This window comes from Lysobacter rhizosphaerae (assembly GCF_054779795.1).
In genome coordinates, this window is sequence record NZ_BAAGXO010000001.1 from 196,792 (window position 1) to 218,824 (window position 22,033).

A 22,033-nucleotide genomic window follows, 5' to 3' on the forward strand; every position below is an offset into this window, starting at 1 on the left:
GTGCAAGGGCAACCGCTGGACCCCGGCGTGCGCCGGAGTGACGAGCAAGAAATGACGCCGAGGCAGAAAACCATGTCCTTTTCCCCCATCCCCGAACTGCTCGAAGAAATCCGCGCCGGCCGCATGGTCGTGATCGTCGACGACGAGGACCGCGAGAACGAAGGCGACCTGATCATGGCCGCCGAACTGGTGCGTCCGCAGGACATCAACTTCATGGTCACGCACGCGCGCGGCCTGGTGTGCCTGTCGCTCACGCGCGAGCGCTGCAAGCAGCTCGGCTTGCCGCCGATGGTCCGCGACAACACCTCGCCGCACCACACCAACTTCACCGTCTCGATCGAGGCGGCCGAGGGCGTGACCACCGGCATTTCCGCCTACGACCGCGCGCACACCGTGCGCACCGCGGTCCGTCCCGACGCGAGCGCCGCCGACCTGAGCCAGCCCGGCCACATCTTCCCGCTGATGGCGCAGCCCGGCGGTGTGCTCAACCGCGCCGGGCATACCGAGGCCGCGAGCGATCTCGCCCTGCTAGCGGGCATGGAGCCGGCGGGCGTGCTGGTGGAGATCCTCAATCCCGACGGCTCGATGGCACGCCGGCCGCAGCTGGAAGCGTTCGCCCGCGAGCACGGCCTGAAGATGGGCTCGATCGAGGACCTGATCCGCTACCGCCTCGCCACCGAGCACACGATCGAGCGCGTCGACGAACGCGACATCGACACCGAACACGGCGGCTTCCGCCTGGTGAGCTATCGCGACCGCCTCAGCCACGGCCTGCACTTCGCGCTGGTGCGCGGCAATGTCGACGCGGCGACGCCGACGCTGGTGCGCGTGCACGTGCAGAACCCGCTGGCCGACGCTTTGCACTGGCGCCGCACCGACTTCGGACCCGCCGTGGGCGACGTGCTCGCCGCGATCGCGCGCGAAGGCCGCGGTGCGCTGGTGCTGCTGGGCGACCATGCCGATGCCGACGCACTGCTCGCCCGCGTCCGTGCGCATCCTGAAGCGGCTTCCCACGAGGAGCCGGCGCAACGCCCCAGCCGCGGCCACGCACTGGCGGAGTGGCGGCGCAACGGCGCCGGCGCGCAGATCCTGGCCGACCTGGGCCTGGGCAAGCTGCGCGTGCTGGGCACGCCGCGCCGGCAGGTCGGCCTCGCCGGTTTCGGCCTGGAGGTGGTCGAGTACGTCGAACCGCCGCACTGAACGGCCGCGGGACCGCAGACGGCCCCGGCCCCCACGACGCGGTAAACTGCGCCCCCCTTCGAGACCCCCGCCCATGCCCCATTACGAAGGCGATATGCGTGCCGCCCCCGGCGCCCGCTTCGCGATCATCGCCAGCCGCTGGAATCCGCGCATCACCGATGCGCTGGTCGCCGGTGCACGCCGCACCTTCGCCGACCATGGCGTCGCCGAGGATGCGGTGGACGTGATCCGCGTGCCGGGCGCATGGGAGCTGCCGCTCGCCGCCGCGAGCCTGGCGCGCAAGGGCTCGCATGCCGCGATCGTGGCGCTGGGTTGCGTGGTGCGCGGCGATACCCGCCATTACGAGCAGGTCGCCGATGGCTGTTCCGACGGCCTGATGCGCGTCGCCCTCGACCATGGCATTCCGGTGGCCAACGGCGTGCTCGCCGTCGACCGCTTCCAGGATGCCGAGGCCCGTGCCGGTGGCAGCCACGGCAACAAGGGCGAGGAGGCCGCACTGGTGGTCCTGGAAATGGCGCAACTGCTGGAGCAACTCGCATGAACCGTCGCCGTTCCGATGGCATCGATCCCGTTGCGCGCTCGCGCTCGCGCCGTCGCGCGCTGCAGGCCGTGTACGCCTGGCAGATGTCCGGCGCCAGCGCGCGCGAGGTGATCGCACAGTTCGCCCACGAGCAGGCGCACGAAGTTGCCGACCTGGAGTATTTCGAGGACCTCGTGCTCGGCGTCGACAAGCATTGCGAGGAGCTGGACGTCGCCCTCGCGCCGTTCCTCGATCGCGACATCGAGCAGGTCGATCCGATCGAACGCGCCGTGCTGCGCATCGCAGCATACGAACTGCGCGAACGCCGCGACGTGCCGTATCGCGTGGTGATCAACGAGGCGATCGAGACCGTGAAACGCTTCGGCTCCGAGCACGGCCACACCTACGTCAACGGCGTGCTCGACCATGCCGCCGTGGCGTGGCGTCCGGTGGAAGTGCAGGCCGCGCGGCCGCGCTGAACACAGCCGGTGGCGCGCTGGAGCGCATCGTGACCGAACGATCCCGTGTCGCCGCCGAGTTCGACCTGATCGAGCGCATCCGCCGCCGCGCCGCGGTCCGCGACGACGTGGTCCTCGGTATCGGCGACGATGCCGCCATCGTGCAGGTCCCCGCTGGCAAGCAGCTGGTGATCGCGGCGGATACCCTCAACCGCGGCATCCATTTTCCCGACAACACCGCGCCGGCCGACATCGGCTGGAAGGCGCTGGCGGTGAACCTGTCCGATCTCGCCGCCATGGGCGCCGAACCCGCGTGGTGCACGCTGTCGTTGTCGCTGCCGGCGGGCGACATGGAGTGGGTGGACGCGTTCCTGGATGGATTCCTCGAACTCGCCACGCAGCATCGGATCGCGCTGATCGGTGGCGACACCACGCGCGGACCGTTGTCGGTCAGCGTCACCGTGCACGGCTTCGTCGCACCGGGGCGCGCCCTGCGCCGCGGCGGTGCCTGCGTCGGCGACGATGTCTGGGTGACGGGAACGCTCGGCGAAGCAGCGGCCGCGTTGCTGCAATGGCGGGGTGGCGCGTTGGTCGATCCGGCCCTGCGCGCGCGCCTCGACCGTCCCACGCCGCGCGTAGCCGTGGGCATGCGCCTCGGCGCCGTCGCGCATGCGTGCATCGACATCTCGGATGGACTGCTCGCGGACCTGCAGCACATCTGCGTCGCCAGCGAAGTGGGCGGCGAGGTCGAACTGGAATCCTTGCCGGCTTCGCCGCAGCTCATCGCCGCGTTCGATGCGCAACGCCGGCTGGCGGCGCAGGCCACGGGCGGCGACGACTACGAACTGTGTTTCACCGCGCCCCCGGCGATGCGCTATGCCGTCGAGGACATCGCGATCGAAACGCGCACGCCGATCATGCGCATCGGCCGCATCGTCGCCGGGCGCGGCGTCCGCGCGCTGCGCGCCGATGGCAGCGAGTGGTCCGGGCCGACTACGGGGTTCGTCCACTTCGCCTGAGGCGGACGAAGCGCAGTCGCGCTACTGATTGGCGCTACTAATTAGCGCTACTGCTTCGCGCCCTTGCCGTCGTCGCACTTGTCGCCGAACAGGCGGCCCAGGCGGCCTTCCTTGCATGCTTCCACGGGCGCCGTGACCGGAACGGGCGGCCGCGCCGCCGCCTCGCGTTCGGCACGCAGCCTGGCCAGCTGCGCGCGGATCTGCGGCATGACCGCCAGCGCGGCGCGCTCGCCCTCGAGGATCGCGTTGTTGCGTTGCTCGAAGTCGGCCGGACCGATGTCGCTGACGCCCGGACGGATGATCACGTTGGCGCGCGCCAATTCCTGCTGGCCGAGTTTCTGCCCCATGATCGTGATCGACTGGTTCACCGTGCCGAGCAGGCTGCCGGGATTCTTGCCGCTGGCCTTGGTGGAGATGTCCACGGCGATGACGAAGTCGGCGCCGAGTTGGCGCGCCGCGTCGACCGGGACCGGGCTGACCACGCCGCCGTCGACGTAATGCATCTGGCCGATCACGACGGGTTCGAACACGCCGGGAATGCTGCTGGACGCGCGCACCGCCTGGCCGGTGTTGCCGCGCACGAACACGGTGCGCTCGCCCGTTTCCAGCTGCGTCGACACCGCGGCGAAGGGTTTCTTCATGCGCTCGATCGGGCGCCCGCCAACCAGCTGGTTGACGTAGTCCTGCAGCTTCTGGCCCTTCACCACACCGCCGGAGAACAGGCTGACGTCGCGGATCTGCGTTTCGTCGAGGCCGAACGCCGTCTTCTGCATCTGGAACGCATCCATGCCGCTGGCGTAGAGCGCGCCGACCACGCTGCCCGCGCTGGTGCCGGACACGACATCGATGCGGATGCCGTTGGCTTCGATCATCTTGATCACGCCGATGTGGGCGAAGCCCTTGGCCGCGCCGCCGCCGAGCGCGATGCCGACGCGGATCGGTTTCACCGGCGCCGGGATGGGCTTGGGCGCCACGGGTTCGGGCGTGGGCAGGGCGTCACCGCCGCTGGCGCAGGCGGCCAGCAGGAGAGTCAGCGAAAAAGTAGCGAGGGAGGACAGCAGGCGGACGCGGGTGGGCATGGCAACGGGCAGGAACGCGAGGCGCGCAGGATAGCGTCGGCGTGGCGGTATTTCGCCTACCTGGGTCGCATCCGGTCATCAGGGAGTGTGCTGGCGGGCGCGGACGGCGGGCCTTGGCGAGCCGTGCCGGCCTCAATCCAGGTAGCGCCGCAGCCACGGGGCCGGCCGCAACGGCCGATACCACTTCGAGCCGATCCCGATGATCGCTTCGTCGGGCTTGGGGCGCCCGTGGAAGACCAGCACCTTGGCCCCGTCAGGCAACTGCGGCTCTTGCCACAGTCCCAGAGGAAGCGGCCGCACGCAGTCGTGCTTGAAGCTGGCGCACCAGCCGGACGGCCAGTACTGCAGGACTCCCTGGCGGCGCATGTAGTCCGAAACGAATTCCTGTTCGTCGCGGAAATCCTCGCGGATGCGCGCGCCCCGCTGCAGCAGTTCCGCGATCAGTCCCTGGTGGGCGCCGGCATGGAATCGGATCACGGATGAGTTGCCGCTGAAACGATGGCGGTAACGCAGTGGCTTGTAGTCCTTGATGATCAGGAACTTGCCGGGCCAATCGAAGAACGGTTCCAGTCGCTGCACGATGGCGATGTCGAGATCGAGGTACAGGACGGGCCCCTCGAGCAGCGCGGCCAGCTCCGCTCCGAACAGGCCGAGCTTGCGCCAGCCCCGATCGTGGCGGTCCCCGACCACCGGTACGGCAGGCAGGGGATGGCATTCCACTTCGGGATCGATACCGCGCGCGTCGTCGGTGAAGCACAGCATCCGCAGGTCGCCTTCGAGGTGGCTGCGCACCCTGCGGTACAGGCGGTTGACGTCATCCGCGGCGAACTTGTCGCCCCATTTCATGCAAACGACCCGGTGGATCGACATTGCCTTTCATTTCCCAGGTCCAGTGCATTCACGATAGCGCAAGGCGGTGTCGCTGCCGAGGCTGCACATGCCACTTAAAAGTGGCTGGAAGCGCAAAGCTCGTGGTTTGCCCGAGCCAGCCGCTGCGGCGGCTTCGATGAAATTCATCGCCTAGATTTGGTCGGGGCGCGGCAGCAGCTTGCCGGGATTGAGGATGCCGGCGGGATCGAACGCGGCCTTGACTTGGCGCATCAGGGCGAGCGTCGCCGGATCGATCGCCTGCGGCATGAACTCGCGCTTGGCCAGGCCGATGCCGTGTTCGCCCGACAGGGTGCCGCCCAGCGACAACGTCAGCGCGAACACGCGGGCGAGAGCGGCCTGCGCCCGTCCGTTCTGGCCGGCGTCGGCGGGGTCGAAGAGGATGTTGACGTGCAGGTTGCCGTTGCCCGCATGGCCGAAGCTGACGATGGGCAGCGCGAACTCCGACGCGAGGTCGCGTACGCCCTGGACCAGTTGCGGGATGCGTGAGACCGGAACGACAACGTCTTCGTTGATCTTGCCCGGAGCGAGCGTGCGCAATGCCGGCGACAACGCCTTGCGCGCGGCCCAGAGCCTTTCACGCGCCGCTTCGTCGGCGGCATCATCGAGCGAGACCAGGCCTTCGCCTTCGGCCACGCGCATCAGGGCCTCGATGGCATGCGGCAGAGTTTCCGCATCGCCGTCGGCTTCGATCATCAGCAAGGCCCCGGCATCGTGGGGTAGGCCTGCATTCCGCTCATCCTGAGCCTGTCGAAGGACGTCGCGCGCCAGCCGCACGCAGTCGCCATCCATGAATTCCAGCATCGATGGCGTTACCGGCTGTGCCATCAGCCGCGCCACGGCCTGCGCGGCCGACGCGACATCGCGATACAGCGCCCGTATCACACGCCGTTGCGGGGGCAGTGGCGTGAGTTTGAGGGTGGCTTCCACGATCAGCGCCAGGGTGCCCTCGCTGCCCACGAGCAGGCGCTGCAGGTCGTAGCCGGTCGCCCCCTTGGTCGTCGCGGTGCCGCACTGGATCAGCTCGCCCGTGCCGGTGACGGCGGTCAGCGCCAGTACGTTGTCGCGGCTCGCGCCGTATTTCACCGCGCGCGGTCCGCCTGCATTGCAGGCCAGGTTGCCGCCGACAGTGCTGAACGCGGCGCTGGTGGGGTCGGGCGGCCAGAACAGGCCGTGCCCCTGCAGGACGGCTTGCAGGTCGCCATTGAGCACGCCGGGTTCGACCACCGCGCAGCGATCACCCGGTCGCACCTCGAGGATGTGGTCCATGCGTTCGAACGACACCACCACGCCGCCCTGCACCGGCACCGATGCGCCGGTGGTATTGGTGCCGCGACCACGCGCGATCACCGGGACGCGATGGCGGAAACAGGCGCGCACGAGCGCCTGTACCTGTTCGCGCGCGACCGGCAGGGCGACCGCGTCGGGCAGCGATTCGCGGCGCGAGTTGTCGTAGGCGTAGGCGAGGCGTTCGCCCGGATCGGTGAGCCAGCCGCGTTCGCCGAGCAGGTCGGCGAGTTCGCGATGCAGCTCGGCAGGCAGGGCATTCATGCCGGCTGATTATCCGCCACGCCCGCGATCATGGCGGCAGGGGCGAATCAACAGTCATCGGCACGGAACGCGTCGCGCAGCCAGTGCAGCCGCGGCGAACGCGGATCGCCGTCGGCTTCGACCACGTCGAAGCGGCAGGCGGCGTTGGCGAGGCGCGGATGTGCGGCGAGGAAAGCCTGCGCGGCACGCACGAGCTTGCGGCGCTTGTTCGCATCCACCGAGGCCGCACCGCCACCGAAGCGCGGGTCGCGGCGGTAGCGGACTTCGACGAAAACGAGCGTCGGCTCGGCGCCCGTGCCGGTGTCGAACATGACGAGGTCGAGTTCGCCGAAGCGGTAGTTGGCATTCGTCGCGACTTCGCGCAGCCCCGCGCGGGTCAGATAGGCGAGCGCGGCGGCCTCGACCGATGCACCGGTGGTACGTCGCTGTGGGATTGGCTTGTCCATAAGCCGGTCGCGTATCGCGTGTCGCCTGTCGAGACGTCGCCTGTTGAGACGCGCCTGTCGAGACGTCGCTGTTGAGATCAGCGCCGCGCCGCGTCCGCCAGCGGCACCGCGATGCCGCTGCTGAAGGTCGACCAGGCCGGCGTGCGCTGCACATTGCCGAAGCCGTCGATGCGCAGGACGCCGGTAGCGCCATTGATGCCTTCGGACGAGGTGGCCAGGCGCTCGAGGTAGGCGGTGATCAGCCAGGCGTCGAAACCGAAGGCGAACAGGCGCGCCGCCGGACCTTTCGCATTCGGCAGCATCGCCGCTGCGCTCGCGGGCGACGGCAGGCCACGCGCCCCGCGCGTGGTCCAGCTTTCGCTGGGGAAGGCGATGCCGTCGAGCACGCGATCGTCCTCGGGCTTGCCGGTGCCGGACAGCAGTTGCGACGTCGCCACGCGCGGCTTGCCGGCCAAGCCCGCCAGGGCGAGGCGCGGCATCAGCTGGCGTGCCGCGGTGCCCTTGACGGCGAGGAACACCGCGTCGACACCGCCTTCCTTGGCCGCGAATGGCGCGAAGTCGGCGACGCCCTCGCTTGCGACGTCGGTGATGGTGCCGCCGCGTTCGGCCAGGCGTTCGCGCAGCGAGGTGACGGCGCGGCGTTGCGTGTCGTCTTCGGCGCTGACCACGAGCACGCGGTGTGCACCGCGTTCGACCAGGTAATCGGCGGCGGCGATGCCTTCGTCCTCCGGCGACAGCGAGAAGCTCGCATTGCCAGGCGGTGGCAGCAGTTGGCTGCGGTTGAGCGCGAGTACCGGCACCGGCAGGGTGGCGCGGTTGAACAGCGTGCCGACTTCATCGCGGCCGAGCGGGCCGACGACGAAATCGTTGCCCTCGGACACGGCGCGGTCGTACGCGGCGGACGCGCCGGTGGAGGTGTCGTAGAAGCTGACCTCTGGACGGCGGCGCGTTTCACCGTAATAGCCGGTCAGGAGACCGTCGCGCACAGGTGCCGCGGCCGTGGCGAGATTGCCCGACAACGGCAGCAGCACGGCCAGCTTCATTGGCGGGCGATAGCCGTCGCTTTCGGCGGGCGGCCGGTTGCCGGCATCGAACTTCCACGCAGTGCGATCGAACGGACGCGGTAGCGGCAGGCCACGACGCAGCAGCGCGCGGCCGGCGTAGTTGTACAGCGGGTCACCCGCGGGCAACGCAGCGGCTTCGCGCTGCAGCGTGGGGTCGTCGAGCGCGGCCAGCAGCGTCTCGATCTGCTTGTCCGTCTGCGCACGCTCGGCACCGCCCTGTGCCATGGCCTGCCGCGCCAGCGCATCGGCCTGGACCATCGCTTCACTGCGCGGTCCGCGACCGGCCGGCGCGCCTCCCGTGGTCTGCATCGAGCTGCAGCCGGCCAGCGTGGCCAGCAGCAACGATGCGGCCAGCGCCCGGGCAACAACGGGCCATGGGCGGGCGGGCGAGGGCATCGGCAGGGGCATCGGCGCGGCTTTCCTTGGGGGACCGGGTAGGATTCTAACCGTCCCGCTGATTTCCTCACGATGCACACTCCCGGCACCCTTCATGTCGTCGCGACGCCGATAGGCAACCTTGGCGACCTTTCACCGCGCGCGCTCGACACGCTGCGTAATGTCGCCGCCGTCTGCGCCGAGGACACCCGGCATACGCGGCAACTGCTGTCCCATTTCGGCCTGGAGCGCCCACTGCTGGCGCTGCACCAGCACAACGAGGATGCACAGGCGGCGCAACTGGTGGCGCGCCTGCTTGCGGGCGACTCGCTGGCGCTGGTGTCCGACGCGGGGACGCCGCTGGTGAGCGATCCCGGTTTCCGCCTGGTCAGCGCGGCGCGGGCCGCGGGCGTACGCGTGTCGCCGGTACCGGGCGCGTGTGCGGCGATCGCCGCGTTGAGCGTGGCGGGCCTGCCCAGCGATCGCTTCGTGTTCGAAGGCTTCCTGCCGGTGAAAGCCGCGGCGCGGCGCGAGCGGCTGGCGCGGCTGGCGAGCGAGACACGCACGCTGATGTTCTACGAATCGGCGCACCGCATCGAAGAAACACTGGCCGACATGGCGACTGTCCTGGGCGCGTCGCGCCGTGCCGTGGTCGCGAGGGAGTTGACCAAGCTGTTCGAAACCGTCCTGGATGGCCCGCTGTCGGCGCTGCACCTGCGCGTTGCCACCGAAGCCGATCAGCGCAAGGGCGAGTTCGTGGTGATCGTCGAAGGCGTGGGTGACGATGCCGACGCGAAGATCGCCGAGGGCCAGCGCCTGTACGCGAAGCTCAGCGAATACCTGAAGCCTTCCCAGGCCGCGAAGTTGGCGGCCGAACTCAGCGGCGCCCCACGCAAAGCCCTGTACGGCGGCGAGTAGCTCCCAGCAGCTTCGATTCCCGTGCGCTGGTCCAATCAGTGCCGGAAATGTCTGGGTGGTGAAGCCCCCTTGGTAAGGGGGCGCCCCGAAGGGGCGGGGATTGGAAGTGCGTAGCCCGAAGTTTGCACAGCAAACTTTGGGGTATTCGAAGGCGAAGCCGTAGAATGCGCCACGGCGGAGTCGGCCGGACAGTCGCGTCATTCGAAAGGATGCCGAGGAAAGTCCGGGCTCCACAGGGCACGGTGCCAGGTAACGCCTGGGCGGCGCGAGTCGACGGAAAGTGCAACAGAAAGATACCGCCGATGGCTCTTCGGAGATCAGGCAAGGGTGAAATGGTGCGGTAAGAGCGCACCGCGAGCCTGGTAACAGGCCGGCACGGCAAACCCCACCGGGAGCAAGACCAAATAGGGAGGCAATGCCGCGGCCCGCGGTGTCTCCGGGTAGGTTGCTTGAGCGTATCGGTGACGATGCGCCTAGAGGAATGACTGTCCACGACAGAACCCGGCTTACAGGCCGGCTCCGCCCCTTTTCATCGCTCCGCGATGAAAAGGGCGGCCCACGATTTTTATTCGCGCGCGAATAAAAATCGTGGGCCCACTATGTCCTTCCAATCCCCGCGGCTGTCGCCGCGCCCCCTTACCAAGGGGGCTTTTCTCCAGATGGATCGGTGCGATCTGCATTGTGGCGACTATTTCGCCAACCCGACTTCATGAAGGCCCTGCTTGCCCGCTCGAGGCTGACCGGCCATGGCGATTCACTCATCACGTGTTGCAGCGCAGCATTGGCGACGGGCTTTGCCGCTTGGGTGGTTTCCCCAATTTCAGGTGCCCTTCCATCTCAAAAAATGAGACGAAACAAAGCTTAGGGAACAACTGTTCATAAAGACTCTGAAGTTCGCTGCAAGCCATTGAAACGCAAAGTGAAATTGCCTCCAGAAAAGCGTTGACAAGCCCTAGCGCGATGCTAAGGTGGGCATCGGAGGGAAAACCGGGTTTTTTGTGGTTTTTCCATGCGAAGGTGACCCCAAAGCCGCCCGAAGAGGCGGAAAACGCGGCAAGGCAGGCGAATGTTCCAGGGCGAGACCGCCATTACGATCGACGACAAGGGCCGGCTGGCGGTGCCCACCGCCTACCGTGACCTCGTCGCGCGTGAGTGCGGCAACCGCCTGGTCATCACCTACAACCCCTTCGAATCCGGTTCCCTCTGGCTGTACCCGCTGGCGGTCTGGGAGCGCGTGCGCGACCAGGTCAACGCCCTGCCCAAGGCGAAGAAGGTCAATCGCTCGATGCAGCTGAAGCTGGTCGGTGCCGCCGAGTTCGTCGAACTCGACGGCAACGGCCGCATCAGCATTCCCGCCAGCCATCGCGCGGCGGTGGCGATCGAGAAGAAGGCGGTGCTGCTGGGCATGGGCGAGAAATTCGAGTTGTGGAGCGAGCAGGCGCACCACGCCCAGATCCGTCAGACGGTGACCGACGACGATCTGAGCGACGAACTGCTCGAGCTGCAGCTGTGACGGCCGGTGGCAGCGGACGGGAAGGGACGTCCGGCCACCTTCCCGTCATGCACGTACCGGTGATGTACGCGCAGTGCCTGGAAGGCCTGCAGGTCAAGGCGGATGGAACGTATCTGGACGGCACGTTCGGGCGCGGCGGCCATGCGCGCGGCGTGCTGCAACTACTGGGGGCCGGGGGTCGGCTGCTGCTGATGGACAAGGATCCCGAAGCGATCGCCGTGGCTGAACGCGAGTTCGGCGCGGATGCGCGCGTGGCGATCTTCCGCGGCAGCTTCGCCGAACTTGCGCAGTGGGATGCGACCGCGGCCGGCCTCGATGGCGTGCTGCTCGACCTCGGTGTGTCGTCGCCGCAGCTGGATGTCGCCGAGCGCGGCTTCAGTTTCGGCAAGGACGGTCCGCTCGACATGCGCATGGACCCCGAGACCGGCGACAGCGCCGCGCAGTGGCTCGCAAGCGCGTCCGAGAAGGACATCGCCGACGTGCTGTGGACCTATGGCGAGGAGCGCATGAGCCGCCGCATCGCGCGCGCCATCGTCGCGCGGCGCGTGGAACAACCGCTGCTGCGCACGGCGCAACTGGCCGACCTCATCGCGTCGGTCGTGCCGCGCGGCGAGCAGAAGATCCATCCCGCGACCCGCAGCTTCCAGGGCATCCGCATCTTCATCAATCGCGAGCTCGCGGACCTCGAAGCCGGCCTGGACGCCGCCCTTGCACGCCTCAAGCCGGGCGGTCGCCTCGCCGTGATCAGCTTCCATTCGCTGGAAGATCGCATCGTCAAGCAGTTCATCGCCCGCCACGCCAAGGCGCCGCCCGCCAACCGCCGCATGCCGGTGGAAGTCGCCTTCACGCCGACGCTCATGGCGATTGGCGCTGCGCGCAAGGCCGACTCGGCCGAGATCGCCGCCAACCCGCGCTCCCGCAGTGCCGTCCTGCGCGTGGCCGAAAAGCTCGCGGAGGCCGCATGACCTGGCGCCTCCTGCTCACCGTGCTGGTCGTGGCGAGCCTGGCCTCCGCGCTCGCGGTCGTCCTGGCGCGCCACCAGCACCGCCAGTTGTTCGTGCAGGCCACGCGGCTGGAAAAAGCGCGTGATGAGCTCAATATCGAGTTCGGTCGCCTGCAACTGGAGCAGGCCACCTGGGCCGAGAGCAATCGCATCGATCAGGTCGCCCGCGACCGGCTTGGCATGAAATTTCCCGAAGGCGCCGAAACCGTGGTGATCAGGCCATGAGCGCGTTCACACCGAGGCTGGGCCCATGAGCGCCCGCAACGACCGCCGCCAGCACCTCGTCAGCAAGGTCGCCGACGCGCTGCGCGCCCGCATCGCCGCCCAACCTTCGGCGAGCAGTGCGCGCGCGCGCCACCAGCGCGGCGGCCTGGACCTGCGCAAGCGGCTCATGATCGTCGGTGGCGCGCTGGCGTTGGGCTCGGTGGCGCTGGTCGTGCGCGCCTTCGACGTACAGGTCGTGAACAACGACTTCTACCTGCAGCAGGGCCAGGCGCGATCGCTGCGCGAGATTCCCATTCCGACCTCGCGCGGGATGATCACCGACCGCAACGGCGAGCCGCTCGCGGTGTCGACGCCGGTCGAATCGGTGTGGGGCAATCCGAAGGAGCTGCTGGAGAATCCCGCGCGCATCCCGGAACTCGCCGTGGCGCTTGAAGTTCCCGCCGACGTGCTCACGCGCAAGCTCACCCAGCGCGCGAACAAGGAATTCCTCTACCTCAAGCGCCGCATCAGTCCCGAGCAGGCGCGCCGCATCCTCGCCCACAACATCCCGGGTGTGTTCTCGCAGCGCGAATTTCGCCGCTTCTACCCGCAGGGTGAGGCGATGGCGCACGTGCTCGGTTTCACCAACGTCGACGACCGCGGACAGGAAGGACTCGAGCTGTCCTTCGACCACATTCTCAGCGGCAAGCCCGGCTCCAAGCGCGTCATCCGCGATGGCCAGGGCCGCATCGTCGAAAGCGTGGACCTGATCAAGGCGGCCGAGCCGGGCCAGGACCTGACCCTCACCATCGATCGCCGCATCCAGTTCCTCGCCTATCGGGAGCTGCGCAACCAGCTGGTGAAGACGGGCGCGAGCAGCGGTTCGGCGGTCGTGCTCGACATCGCCACCGGCGAAGTGCTGGCGATGGTGAACCTGCCCAGCTACAACCCGAACGCCGTGGCCATGGGCAACGCCGACACGCACCGCAATCGCGCGGTGACCGACGTGTTCGAGCCGGGTTCGACGATGAAGCCGATCACGGTGGCGGCGGCACTCAATGCCCACATCGTTACGCCGGACACCCGCATCGACCTCAACCCGGGCTACATGCAGTTGGGGCGCTACACCATCCGCGACCACAGCAACTACGGCGTACAGACGATCACCGGGGTGATCACCAAGAGTTCCAACATCGGCGCGGCCAAGCTCGCGGCGCGGATGAAGGACCAGTACTTCTACGACTTCATCCGCCAGTTCGGCTACGGCCAGAAGCCGGGCAGCGGCTTCCCTGGCGAGTCCGCCGGCGTGCTCGCCATGCCCTCGCGCTGGAGCGGCACGACCAAGGCCACCATGGCCTACGGTTACGGCATGTCGGCGACGCCGCTGCAGATCGCGATGGTGTACGCATCCCTGGGCAACGGCGGAAAGCTGATCACGCCGACCTTCGTCAAGGGCGAGCGCAACGAACCCAGGCAGGTACTGGATCCGCAGGTCGCGCACGAAGTCATGCGCATGATGCAGACGGTGACCGAAACCGGCGGCACGGCGACGCAGGCGGCGATCCTCGGTTACCACGTCGCCGGCAAGACCGGCACCGCGCGCAAGTACAGCGAGACCGGCGGCTACACGCGCCGCTACCTGTCCTACTTCGCCGGCGTGGTGCCGGTGCAGAACCCGCGCTTCTCGATGGTCGTGGTCGTCAACGATCCCGATCCGGAGCGCGGCTACTTCGGCGGCCTCGTCTCCGCCCCGGTGTTCCGCACGGTCATGGACGGCGCACTGCGCCTGATGGACGTGCCGCCGGACGACATCGATACCTGGATAGCCGCGCAGAACAACGCACAGCACGCCAACGAGCTGCGCGGCGAAGAAGGTCCGGTCCTGCCCGACGCCTCCGCCGCGGCGCCCCTGGCCGACGCAACCCTGCCTGCACCCGTCAACGGGGGCACGCAATGAGCCGCGCCATGCTCCTGCGCGAACTGCTCCCCGACGTCGCCGGCATCCCCGGCGATCTGCGCATCACCGGCCTGGTGATGGACAGTCGCGAGGTCAGGCCCGGCCACGCGTTCGTCGCCATCGCCGGCTTCGGTGCGCACGGATTGAAGTTCGTCGAGCAGGCACGCGCTGGCGGCGCCAGCGCGATCCTGTTCGAAGCGCCGGCGCCGGTCGACCTGCCCGCGCCCGCGGATGCCATCGCCGTGCCGAACCTGCGCGCGCGCCTGGGCGAACTCGCCGACCGCTTCCACGGTCGCGTCACCGACGCGATGACGGTGGTCGGCGTCACCGGCACCAACGGCAAGACCTCGACCGTGCAGTTGCTCGCGCAGGCGTGGACGCTGCGCGGCCTGCGCTGCGGCACGGTCGGCACGCTCGGCGCGGGCCTGTACGGACAAGTGACGCCGACCGGCTTCACCACGCCGCTGGTGCTCAAGCTGCATGAACTGCTGGCGCAGATGCACGACGCGGGCGCGCAGGCGGTGGCGATGGAAGTGAGTTCGCACGCGCTCGACCAAGGCCGCGTCGATGGCGTGCACTTCGATGTCGCGGTGTTCACCAACCTCACCCGCGACCACCTCGATTACCACGGCGACATGGACACCTACGGCGCCGCGAAGGCGCGCCTGTTCGCGTGGCCGGGCCTGCAGGCCGCGGCGGTCAACCTCGATGACGAGTACGGTGCTCATCTGCACACGCGCTTGCCCACCGGCGTGAAGGTGATCGGGCTGAGCTCGCGCGGTGCCGCCGGCGCGACCCTGCGCGCCGACGCGCTGAAACTGGACAGCGCCGGTATCGCTTTCGATCTGGTCGAGGGCACGCAGGCGCATCCGGTGCGATCGAAGCTGCTTGGCCGCTTCAATGTCGACAACCTGCTGGCGGTGGCCGGTGCCTTGTACGCGTCGGGCGATACGCCCGCGCAGATCGCCGCGACCCTGTCGCAGTTGCAGCCGATCCATGGCCGCATGAACCGCCTCGGCGGCGATGGCGGGATCGAGGGCAAGAGCCGGCCGCTGGTGGTCATCGATTACGCCCACACACCCGACGCCCTGGAACAGGCGCTGAAGTCGCTGCGCGCCCATGCGCAGGCGCGCCTGGTCTGCGTGTTCGGTTGTGGTGGCGAGCGCGATCGCGGCAAGCGCCCGCAGATGGCCGCGATCGCCGAAGCCAATGCCGATGCCGTGATCGTCACCGACGACAACCCGCGCAGCGAAGACGGCGACCAGATCGTGGCGGACATCCTTGCCGGTTTCGCCCGTCCGGGTGCCGTGGTCGTGCAGCGCGACCGCGCCGCGGCCATCGCGCGCGCGATCGGCGAAGCCGGGCCCAACGACATCGTGCTCATCGCCGGCAAGGGCCATGAGCCTTACCAGGAAATCAACGGCGTGCAGCATCCCTTCGATGACACGGAAGTCGCCCGGGCACAACTGGAGGTGCGTACATGAAGCCGCTGCAACTTTCCGACATCGCCCGCATGACTGGCGGCCGCCTGCACGGCGAGAACACCCTGATCGACGCCATCGCGACCGATACGCGCGCATTGCCGGCCGGCGGCCGCACGCTGTTCGTTGCGCTGAAGGGCGAGCGCTTTGACGGCCATGACCATGTTGCCGTCGCGGCGCAGGGCGGGGTTGCCGCCGCACTGGTGTCGCGCGTGGTGGATGCGTCCGGCGCCAGCGGTCCGCTGCCGCAGATCGTCGTCGCCGACACCGAGCGCGCGCTGGCCGATCTCGCCGGCGCCATGCAGCGCGACCGCAGCAACGTCAAGGTCATCGGCATCACCGGCAGCAATGGCAAGACCAGCGTGAAGACGCTCGCCATGGCGATCCTGTCGCGGGCTGGCCATGCCTACGCCAATCCCGGCAACCGCAACAACGAGATCGGCCTGCCGCTGGCAGTGCTCGACGCGCCGGAGGACGCACAGTTCGCCGTGTACGAGATGGGCGCAGGCAAGCCGGGCGACATCGCCTACCTGACCGCGGTCGCGCGTCCCGACGTGGCGCTCGTCAACAACATCGCACCGGCGCACCTGGAGCGCATGGGCAGCCTGCTCGGCGTCGCCGACACCAAGGGCGCGGTCTATGACGCGCTGCCCGAGGACGGCGTCGCGGTGATCAACGCCGATGAAGCCTTCGCGCCGTTCTTCGCCGAGCGCGCGCATGGCCACCGCCTGATCCGCTTCGGCCTCGATGCCAGCGCCGACGTCACCGCGCGCGACATCCAACCCACCGAAAACGGTTCGCGCTTCGTGCTGGTCGCGCCGCAGGGCGAAACCGCGATCGACCTGGCGATGCCCGGTCGCCACAACGTAAGCAACGCACTGGCAGCGGCCTCGATCGCGCTGGGCCTGGGCGTGCCACTCGACATCATCGGCGCGGGCCTCAACGCCGCCGAGCCCGTCGCCGGCCGCCTCATCGTCCATCGCCTGCGCGACGGCGCCGTCTTGATCGATGACAGCTACAACGCCAATCCGGGCTCGCTCGCGGCCGCCATCGACACGCTCGCGGAAGCGAGCCGCAATGGCGAAGGCTGGCTCGTGCTCGGCGACATGCGCGAGCTCGGTGTCGATGCCGGCCCGATGCACGCTGAAATGGGCCGGCGGGCCAAGGCCGCGGGCATCAGGCGCCTGTACGCCCTCGGCGAACTCAGCGCTGAGGCCGGCAAGGCTTTCGGCGAAGGCGCTTACCAATTCGACAGCCACGATGCGCTCATCGCCTCGCTGCGCGGCGACCTGCGCGAAGGCGTGCGCGTCCTGGTAAAGGGATCGCGCGGCAGCGCGATGGACAAGATCGTGAAGGCGGTGCTCGGCGAAGAACGCCCGGCAGGGCCTAAGGGGACTACCGATGCTGCTTGAACTCTTCCGCTGGCTCGAACAGCTGCAAAGCCTCTTCGGCCTGTTCGGCTACCTCACCTTCCGCGGCATCCTCGCGGCACTGACTGCGCTGTTCCTGTCGCTGTGGTGGGGGCCGGCGGTCATCCGCCGCCTCGCCCAGCTCAAGGGTGGCCAGCCGATCCGCAAGGAAGGCCCGCAGTCGCACTTCTCCAAGGCGGGCACGCCGACCATGGGCGGCGCGCTGATCCTGCTGACCATCCTCGCCTCCGTGCTGCTGTGGGGCGACCTGCGCAACCGCTATGTGTGGCTGGTGATGGCGGTGATGGTCGCGTTCGGCTGCATCGGCTGGTGGGACGACTGGATCAAGATCGTCAAGCGCGATCCCAACGGCATGAAGTCGCGCACCAAGTACTTCCTGCAGTCGGTGTTCGGACTCGCTGTCGGCCTGTTCCTGTACTACACCGCCGACGCGCCGGCGGCGACGACCTTCTACATCCCGTTCTTCAAGACGGTGGCGCTGCCGCTGGTCAGCATCAGCTTCGTCTTCCTCGCCTACCTGTGGGTCGTCGGGTTCTCCAACGCGGTGAACCTCACCGACGGCCTGGATGGCCTCGCGATCATGCCGACCGTGCTGGTGGCCTGCGCGCTGGGCGTGTTCGCCTATGCCTCGGGCAATGCGGTGTTCTCCAACTACCTGCAGATCCCGCAGGTGCCGGGTGCGGGCGAACTGGTGATCATCTGCGCGGCGATCGCCGGCGCCGGCCTGGGCTTCCTGTGGTTCAACACCTATCCGGCGATGGTGTTCATGGGCGACATCGGCGCACTGGCACTGGGTGCGGTGCTCGGCTGCATCGCCGTCATCGTGCGCCAGGAACTGGTGCTGGTGATCATGGGCGGCATCTTCGTCATCGAAACGCTGTCGGTGATGATCCAGGTCGCCTCGTTCAAGCTCACCGGCAAGCGCGTGTTCCGGATGGCGCCGATCCACCACCACTTCGAGTTGAAGGGCTGGCCGGAGCCGCGCGTGATCGTGCGCTTCTGGATCATCTCGGTGATCCTCGTCCTCGTCGGCCTGGCGACCTTGAAGGTGCGCTGATGAACGACCTCTCACGCCAGGCAACGCGACTGGACGACATTGGGGGCCGCTTCGATCCGTGGCTGCTCGGTATCGCCTGCACGCTCGCATGCCTGGGCGTGGTGATGGTGGGTTCGGCTTCGATCGCCATTGCCGAGGGCCGCGATGCCGGTCCCTTCCACTATCTGTTCCGCCACCTGGTCTTCCTCGGTTTCGGCCTCGGCCTCGCGTACGCGGCGATGCGCACCGAAATGAAGACCATCGAACAGCACAGCCAGTGGCTGCCGCTGGTGTGCCTGCTGCTGCTGATCCTCGTCGTCGTCCCGGGCATCGGCGTCACTGCGAAGGGCGCGCGCCGCTGGTTGAACCTCGGCGTGCTCACGTTCCAGCCGGTGGAAGCGGTCAAGCTGATGCTGATCGTGTGGCTTTCGAGCTTCCTCGCGCGCTTCCGCGACGAGGTCAGCGCCACGTGGCGCGCGATGATCAAGGCACTCGGCGTCGCCGGGCTGCTGGTCGGCATCCTGCTGGTCGTGCACAAGGACTTCGGTTCGTCCGCGCTGATCCTCGCGATCACCGCCGGCATGCTCGTCCTCGGTGGCGTGAACCTGCCGCGCATGCTTTTTCCGGTGTTGTGCGCGCTGCCGCTGCTGGCCGGCATGATCCTGATGGAGCCGTACCGCGTGCAGCGACTGGTCTCCTATCGCGACCCGTGGGCCGATCCGTTCGGCAGCGGTTACCAGCTCACCAACGCGCTGATGGCGGTGGGGCGCGGCGAATGGTTCGGCGTCGGCCTCGGTGCTTCGGTGCAGAAGCTGTCGTACCTGCCCGAAGCGCACACCGACTTCATCCTCGCCGTCATCGCCGAAGAGCTGGGCTTCGTCGGCGTGTTCGCGATCATCGCGCTGTACGCGGGCCTGGCCGGCCGCGCATTCTGGATCGGCCTGAAGTGCGTGGAGATGCGCCGCCACTTCGCCGGCTACTGCGCGTTCGGCATCGCGCTGTGGATGTCGCTGCAGAGTTTCGTCTCGATCGGCGTGAACCTCGGCCTGCTGCCGACCAAGGGCCTGACCCTGCCGCTGATTTCCTCGGGCGGTTCCAGCGTCCTGCTCACCTGTGCCGCGCTCGGTGTGTTGCTGCGCGTGTCGTTCGAACTGGACCGCGCGCAGCGCCAGGTCGCGCGCCTGCGCGGCGATGCGCAGGCGCCCGCGGCGGCGATGCCCGCGACCACGCAACCGCTGCCCGTGGTCACCGCGGAAGCGCGTGGCACCAGCCGCCTGCGTCAGCGCGTCGAGCCGGTGTTGGACAAGGCCTACGGGAGGACGGCATGAGCCACGAAGCCGCCGCCACCGACTCCGACCTGCATCCGGTGATGATCCTCGCCGGCGGCACGGGCGGGCACATCTTCCCCGGCCTCGCCGTCGCGAAGGCGTTGCGTGCGCGCGACGTTCCCGTGCTCTGGCTCGGCAGCGAAGGCGGCATGGAAACCCGCCTGGTTCCGCAGCACGGCATCGCGATCGACACCATCGCGGTGCGTGGCGTGCGCGGCAAGGGCATCGCGACGCTGTTCGCCGCGCCGTTCAAGCTGCTCAGCGCGGTGAGTGCCGCGCGCCAGACCCTGCGCGAGCGGCAGCCGCGCGCGGTGGTGAGCTTTGGCGGCTTCGCCGCGGGCCCGGGCGGCCTCGCCGCGCGGCTCGCCGGCATTCCGTTGATCGTGCATGAGCAGAACCGTGCACCGGGCATGACCAACCGCGTGCTGGCGAAGCTCGCGCGCCGCATCCTCACCGGGTTCCCGCAGACGTTTGCGAATGAGGAAGTGGTAGGCAACCCGGTGCGGGCCGAGATCGCCGCCATCGCGCCGCCGGAAGCGCGCTTCGCCGGCCGCGAAGGCCCGCTGCGCCTGCTCGTGCTCGGTGGCAGCCAAGGCGCACGCGCCCTCAACGGCGCCGTGCCCAGGGCCATTGCCTCGTTGCCGCGCAACCTCCGCTTCGACGTGCGCCACCAGTGCGGCGAGAAGATGCGCGACGAGGCCGTGCAGGCCTACGCACAGGCCGGCGTACACGCGTCGGTCGAACCCTTCATTGCCGACATGGCCGCGGCCTACGCGTGGGCCGACATCGTGATCTGCCGTGCCGGCGCGCTCACGCTCGCCGAGTTGTGCGCGGTCGGCGTGGGCAGCGTGCTGGTGCCGTTCCCGCAGGCCGTCGACGACCACCAGACCAAGAACGCGCAGTTCCTGGTCGACCGCAATGCCGCGCAGCTGCTGCCGCAGGGCAGTGATGTCGGCGAACTCGCGCAGCGCTTGTCCGCGACGCTGGAGATCCTCGGCGAGCGCGACCTGCTGTTGCCGATGGCCCGGGCCGCGCGTGCGCTGGCCAGGCCCGATGCCGCCGAGCGCGTGGCGACCATCGTGCTCGAACAATCGAACAAGGAACATTCATGACCCCGCAGAACCGCCACCGCATGCAGCACACCGGCGACCTCGTCGCCAGTGGTGGTGCCGGCGCGCGCGTGCACTTCGTCGGCATCGGCGGTGTCGGCATGAGCGGCATCGCCGAAGTGCTGTCCACGCTGGGTTACGTGGTATCGGGTTCCGACATGGCCGACAACGCCGTGACGCGCCGCCTGTCCTCGCTCGGCATCAACGTGATGCGCGGCCATGCCGCCGCCAACGTCCTGGGCGCCGACTGCGTCGTCGTGTCCTCGGCGATCCGCCGCGACAACCCGGAACTGATGGAGGCCCGCTCCCAGCGCATCCCGATCGTGCCGCGCGCGGAAATGCTGGCCGAACTGATGCGCTTCAAGCGCGGCATCGCCGTGGCCGGCACGCATGGCAAGACCACCACTACGTCGCTGCTCGCCAGTGTGCTGGCCGAGGGTGGCATCGATCCGACGTTCGTGATCGGCGGCAAGCTGCTCGCCGCCGGCGCCAATGCGCGCCTGGGCAAGGGCGACTGGCTGGTGGCCGAGGCCGACGAGAGCGACGGCAGCTTCCTGCGCCTCAATCCGCAGATCGCCATCGTCACCAACATCGATGCCGACCACCTGGAGAACTACGGCGGCGACTTCGCCAAGGTCCAGGCCGCGTTCGACGAATTCCTGCACCACCTGCCGTTCTACGGCCTGGCCGTGCTGTGCATCGACGACGCCGAAGTGGCGGCGCTGGCCAGCAACACCACGCGCCACGTAATGACGTACGGCTTCGCCGAGAACGCCGACGTGCGCGCCGAAGACGTGACCCAGCATGGCCCGGCCATGCGCTACATGCTGTGCCTCCCCGATGGCACCCGCACGCCCGTCGAGCTCGCCTTGCCGGGTCGCCACAACGTGCAGAACTCGCTCGCCGCCGCCGCGGTGGCCTGGCAACTGGGCGTCGACAGCAACGCCATTGCCCGCGCGTTGCAGAAATTCGAAGGCATCGGCCGCCGCTTCAACCTGCTCGCCCAGCTCACCACGGCCAAGGGCGCGACGGTGCAGCTGGTCGACGACTACGGCCATCACCCGAAGGAACTCGAGGCCGTGTTCGCCGCCGCGCGCGGCGGCTGGCCGGATCGCCGCCTCGTCGTCGCCTTCCAACCGCATCGCTACAGCCGCACCCGCGACCTGTTCGACGAGTTCGCCGCGGTGCTGTCGACGGTGGATACGCTGGTGCTGACGGAAATCTATCCGGCTGGCGAAGCGCCGATCGCCGGCGCCGATGCGAAGTCGCTGGCGCGCGCCATCCGCACGCGTGGCCGCATCGATCCGATCGTCGTGAGCAGTGCGGGCGAGCTCGCAGGCGTGCTGCCCGATGTCCTCAACGACGGCGACCTGCTGCTGATGATGGGGGCGGGCGACATCGGCCATGCCGCGCAGCAGCTGGCTGCCAATGGATTCGCGGGAGAAACGAAGTGA

20 protein-coding genes and 1 other RNA gene are annotated in these 22,033 nt (G+C 68.5%); 16 read left to right on the forward strand and 5 right to left on the reverse strand.

The features are described from left to right. Positions 1–72: 72 nt before the first annotated feature. From ribB to thiL, 4 genes are all read left to right on the forward strand, one after another. Positions 73–1,200, forward strand: a complete 1,128-nt coding sequence (gene ribB / locus ACYVGE_RS00905; RefSeq protein WP_460726227.1) for a 3,4-dihydroxy-2-butanone-4-phosphate synthase — start codon at positions 73–75, stop codon at positions 1,198–1,200. A gap of 73 nt (positions 1,201–1,273) precedes the next feature. Then, positions 1,274–1,741 (forward strand): 6,7-dimethyl-8-ribityllumazine synthase, encoded by a 468-nt coding sequence (ribH, locus tag ACYVGE_RS00910; RefSeq protein WP_457095415.1) that lies wholly within the window; start codon positions 1,274–1,276, stop codon positions 1,739–1,741. Further along, positions 1,738–2,199, forward strand: a complete 462-nt coding sequence (nusB, locus tag ACYVGE_RS00915; RefSeq protein WP_310050777.1) for a transcription antitermination factor NusB — start codon at positions 1,738–1,740, stop codon at positions 2,197–2,199. Before ribH ends, nusB begins: the two co-directional genes overlap by 4 nt. A 29-nt stretch (positions 2,200–2,228) precedes the next feature. Next, positions 2,229–3,197, forward strand: coding sequence for a thiamine-phosphate kinase (thiL, locus tag ACYVGE_RS00920; RefSeq protein WP_460726229.1), 969 nt, complete (start codon positions 2,229–2,231; stop codon positions 3,195–3,197). 47 nt (positions 3,198–3,244) lie between these two features. Here the strand turns inward: thiL and ACYVGE_RS00925 are convergent, their stop codons facing one another. The 5 genes from ACYVGE_RS00925 to ACYVGE_RS00945 all read right to left on the reverse strand — a co-directional run bounded on the left by ACYVGE_RS00925 (position 3,245) and on the right by ACYVGE_RS00945 (position 8,633). Next, positions 3,245–4,276 carry a patatin-like phospholipase family protein gene (locus tag ACYVGE_RS00925; protein WP_460726231.1) on the reverse strand — a complete coding sequence of 344 codons (1,032 nt, stop codon included), beginning with the start codon at positions 4,274–4,276 and terminating at the stop codon, positions 3,245–3,247. Between the two features lie 132 nt (positions 4,277–4,408). After that, the gene (locus tag ACYVGE_RS00930; RefSeq protein ID WP_460726233.1) at positions 4,409–5,122 is read right to left on the reverse strand and encodes a hypothetical protein; all 714 of its coding nucleotides are present in this window, start codon (positions 5,120–5,122) and stop codon (positions 4,409–4,411) included. A 174-nt stretch (positions 5,123–5,296) separates the two neighbouring features. Beyond that, positions 5,297–6,715 (reverse strand): FAD-binding oxidoreductase, encoded by a 1,419-nt coding sequence (locus ACYVGE_RS00935; RefSeq protein WP_460726235.1) that lies wholly within the window; start codon positions 6,713–6,715, stop codon positions 5,297–5,299. 47 nt (positions 6,716–6,762) lie between these two features. Next, positions 6,763–7,161: a YraN family protein gene (locus tag ACYVGE_RS00940; protein WP_460726237.1), complete on the reverse strand. Its 399-nt coding sequence runs from the start codon at positions 7,159–7,161 to the stop codon at positions 6,763–6,765. Between the two features lie 77 nt (positions 7,162–7,238). Continuing rightward, positions 7,239–8,633, reverse strand: a complete 1,395-nt coding sequence (locus ACYVGE_RS00945; RefSeq protein ID WP_460726239.1) for a penicillin-binding protein activator — start codon at positions 8,631–8,633, stop codon at positions 7,239–7,241. 60 nt (positions 8,634–8,693) lie between these two features. On the opposite strand from ACYVGE_RS00945, the gene rsmI reads away from it, so the two are divergent. The 12 genes from rsmI (at position 8,694) to murC (ending at position 22,033) form a co-directional block, all read left to right on the forward strand. Next, positions 8,694–9,518, forward strand: coding sequence for a 16S rRNA (cytidine(1402)-2'-O)-methyltransferase (rsmI, locus tag ACYVGE_RS00950; protein ID WP_460726241.1), 825 nt, complete (start codon positions 8,694–8,696; stop codon positions 9,516–9,518). A 176-nt stretch (positions 9,519–9,694) separates the two neighbouring features. After that, an RNA gene (gene rnpB / locus ACYVGE_RS00955) (RNase P RNA component class A) lies at positions 9,695–10,043 on the forward strand. A 541-nt stretch (positions 10,044–10,584) separates the two neighbouring features. Further along, the gene (mraZ, locus tag ACYVGE_RS00960; RefSeq protein ID WP_310050797.1) at positions 10,585–11,031 is read left to right on the forward strand and encodes a division/cell wall cluster transcriptional repressor MraZ; all 447 of its coding nucleotides are present in this window, start codon (positions 10,585–10,587) and stop codon (positions 11,029–11,031) included. 47 nt (positions 11,032–11,078) lie between these two features. After that, positions 11,079–11,996 (forward strand): 16S rRNA (cytosine(1402)-N(4))-methyltransferase RsmH, encoded by a 918-nt coding sequence (rsmH, locus tag ACYVGE_RS00965; protein ID WP_460726243.1) that lies wholly within the window; start codon positions 11,079–11,081, stop codon positions 11,994–11,996. Next, positions 11,993–12,259, forward strand: a complete 267-nt coding sequence (gene ftsL, locus ACYVGE_RS00970) for a cell division protein FtsL (protein WP_460726245.1) — start codon at positions 11,993–11,995, stop codon at positions 12,257–12,259. Before rsmH ends, ftsL begins: the two co-directional genes overlap by 4 nt. Before the next feature lie 166 nt (positions 12,260–12,425). After that, the gene (locus tag ACYVGE_RS00975; RefSeq protein ID WP_460727254.1) at positions 12,426–14,195 is read left to right on the forward strand and encodes a peptidoglycan D,D-transpeptidase FtsI family protein; all 1,770 of its coding nucleotides are present in this window, start codon (positions 12,426–12,428) and stop codon (positions 14,193–14,195) included. Then, positions 14,192–15,679, forward strand: a complete 1,488-nt coding sequence (locus ACYVGE_RS00980) for a UDP-N-acetylmuramoyl-L-alanyl-D-glutamate--2,6-diaminopimelate ligase (protein WP_460726247.1) — start codon at positions 14,192–14,194, stop codon at positions 15,677–15,679. Before ACYVGE_RS00975 ends, ACYVGE_RS00980 begins: the two co-directional genes overlap by 4 nt. Continuing rightward, positions 15,676–17,088, forward strand: coding sequence for a UDP-N-acetylmuramoyl-tripeptide--D-alanyl-D-alanine ligase (locus tag ACYVGE_RS00985; protein WP_460726249.1), 1,413 nt, complete (start codon positions 15,676–15,678; stop codon positions 17,086–17,088). The genes ACYVGE_RS00980 and ACYVGE_RS00985 overlap by 4 nt, the downstream gene beginning before the upstream one ends. Next, entirely contained in the window at positions 17,078–18,163 is a 1,086-nt protein-coding gene (mraY, locus tag ACYVGE_RS00990) for a phospho-N-acetylmuramoyl-pentapeptide-transferase (protein ID WP_460726251.1), read from the forward strand. The genes ACYVGE_RS00985 and mraY overlap by 11 nt, the downstream gene beginning before the upstream one ends. Beyond that, positions 18,163–19,470, forward strand: a complete 1,308-nt coding sequence (gene ftsW / locus ACYVGE_RS00995) for a putative lipid II flippase FtsW (protein ID WP_460726253.1) — start codon at positions 18,163–18,165, stop codon at positions 19,468–19,470. Before mraY ends, ftsW begins: the two co-directional genes overlap by 1 nt. Further along, a complete protein-coding gene (gene murG / locus ACYVGE_RS01000; protein WP_460726255.1) occupies positions 19,467–20,582 on the forward strand; it encodes an undecaprenyldiphospho-muramoylpentapeptide beta-N-acetylglucosaminyltransferase in 1,116 nt (371 codons plus the stop codon). The genes ftsW and murG overlap by 4 nt, the downstream gene beginning before the upstream one ends. Further along, positions 20,579–22,033 carry a UDP-N-acetylmuramate--L-alanine ligase gene (murC, locus tag ACYVGE_RS01005; RefSeq protein WP_460726257.1) on the forward strand — a complete coding sequence of 485 codons (1,455 nt, stop codon included), beginning with the start codon at positions 20,579–20,581 and terminating at the stop codon, positions 22,031–22,033. Before murG ends, murC begins: the two co-directional genes overlap by 4 nt.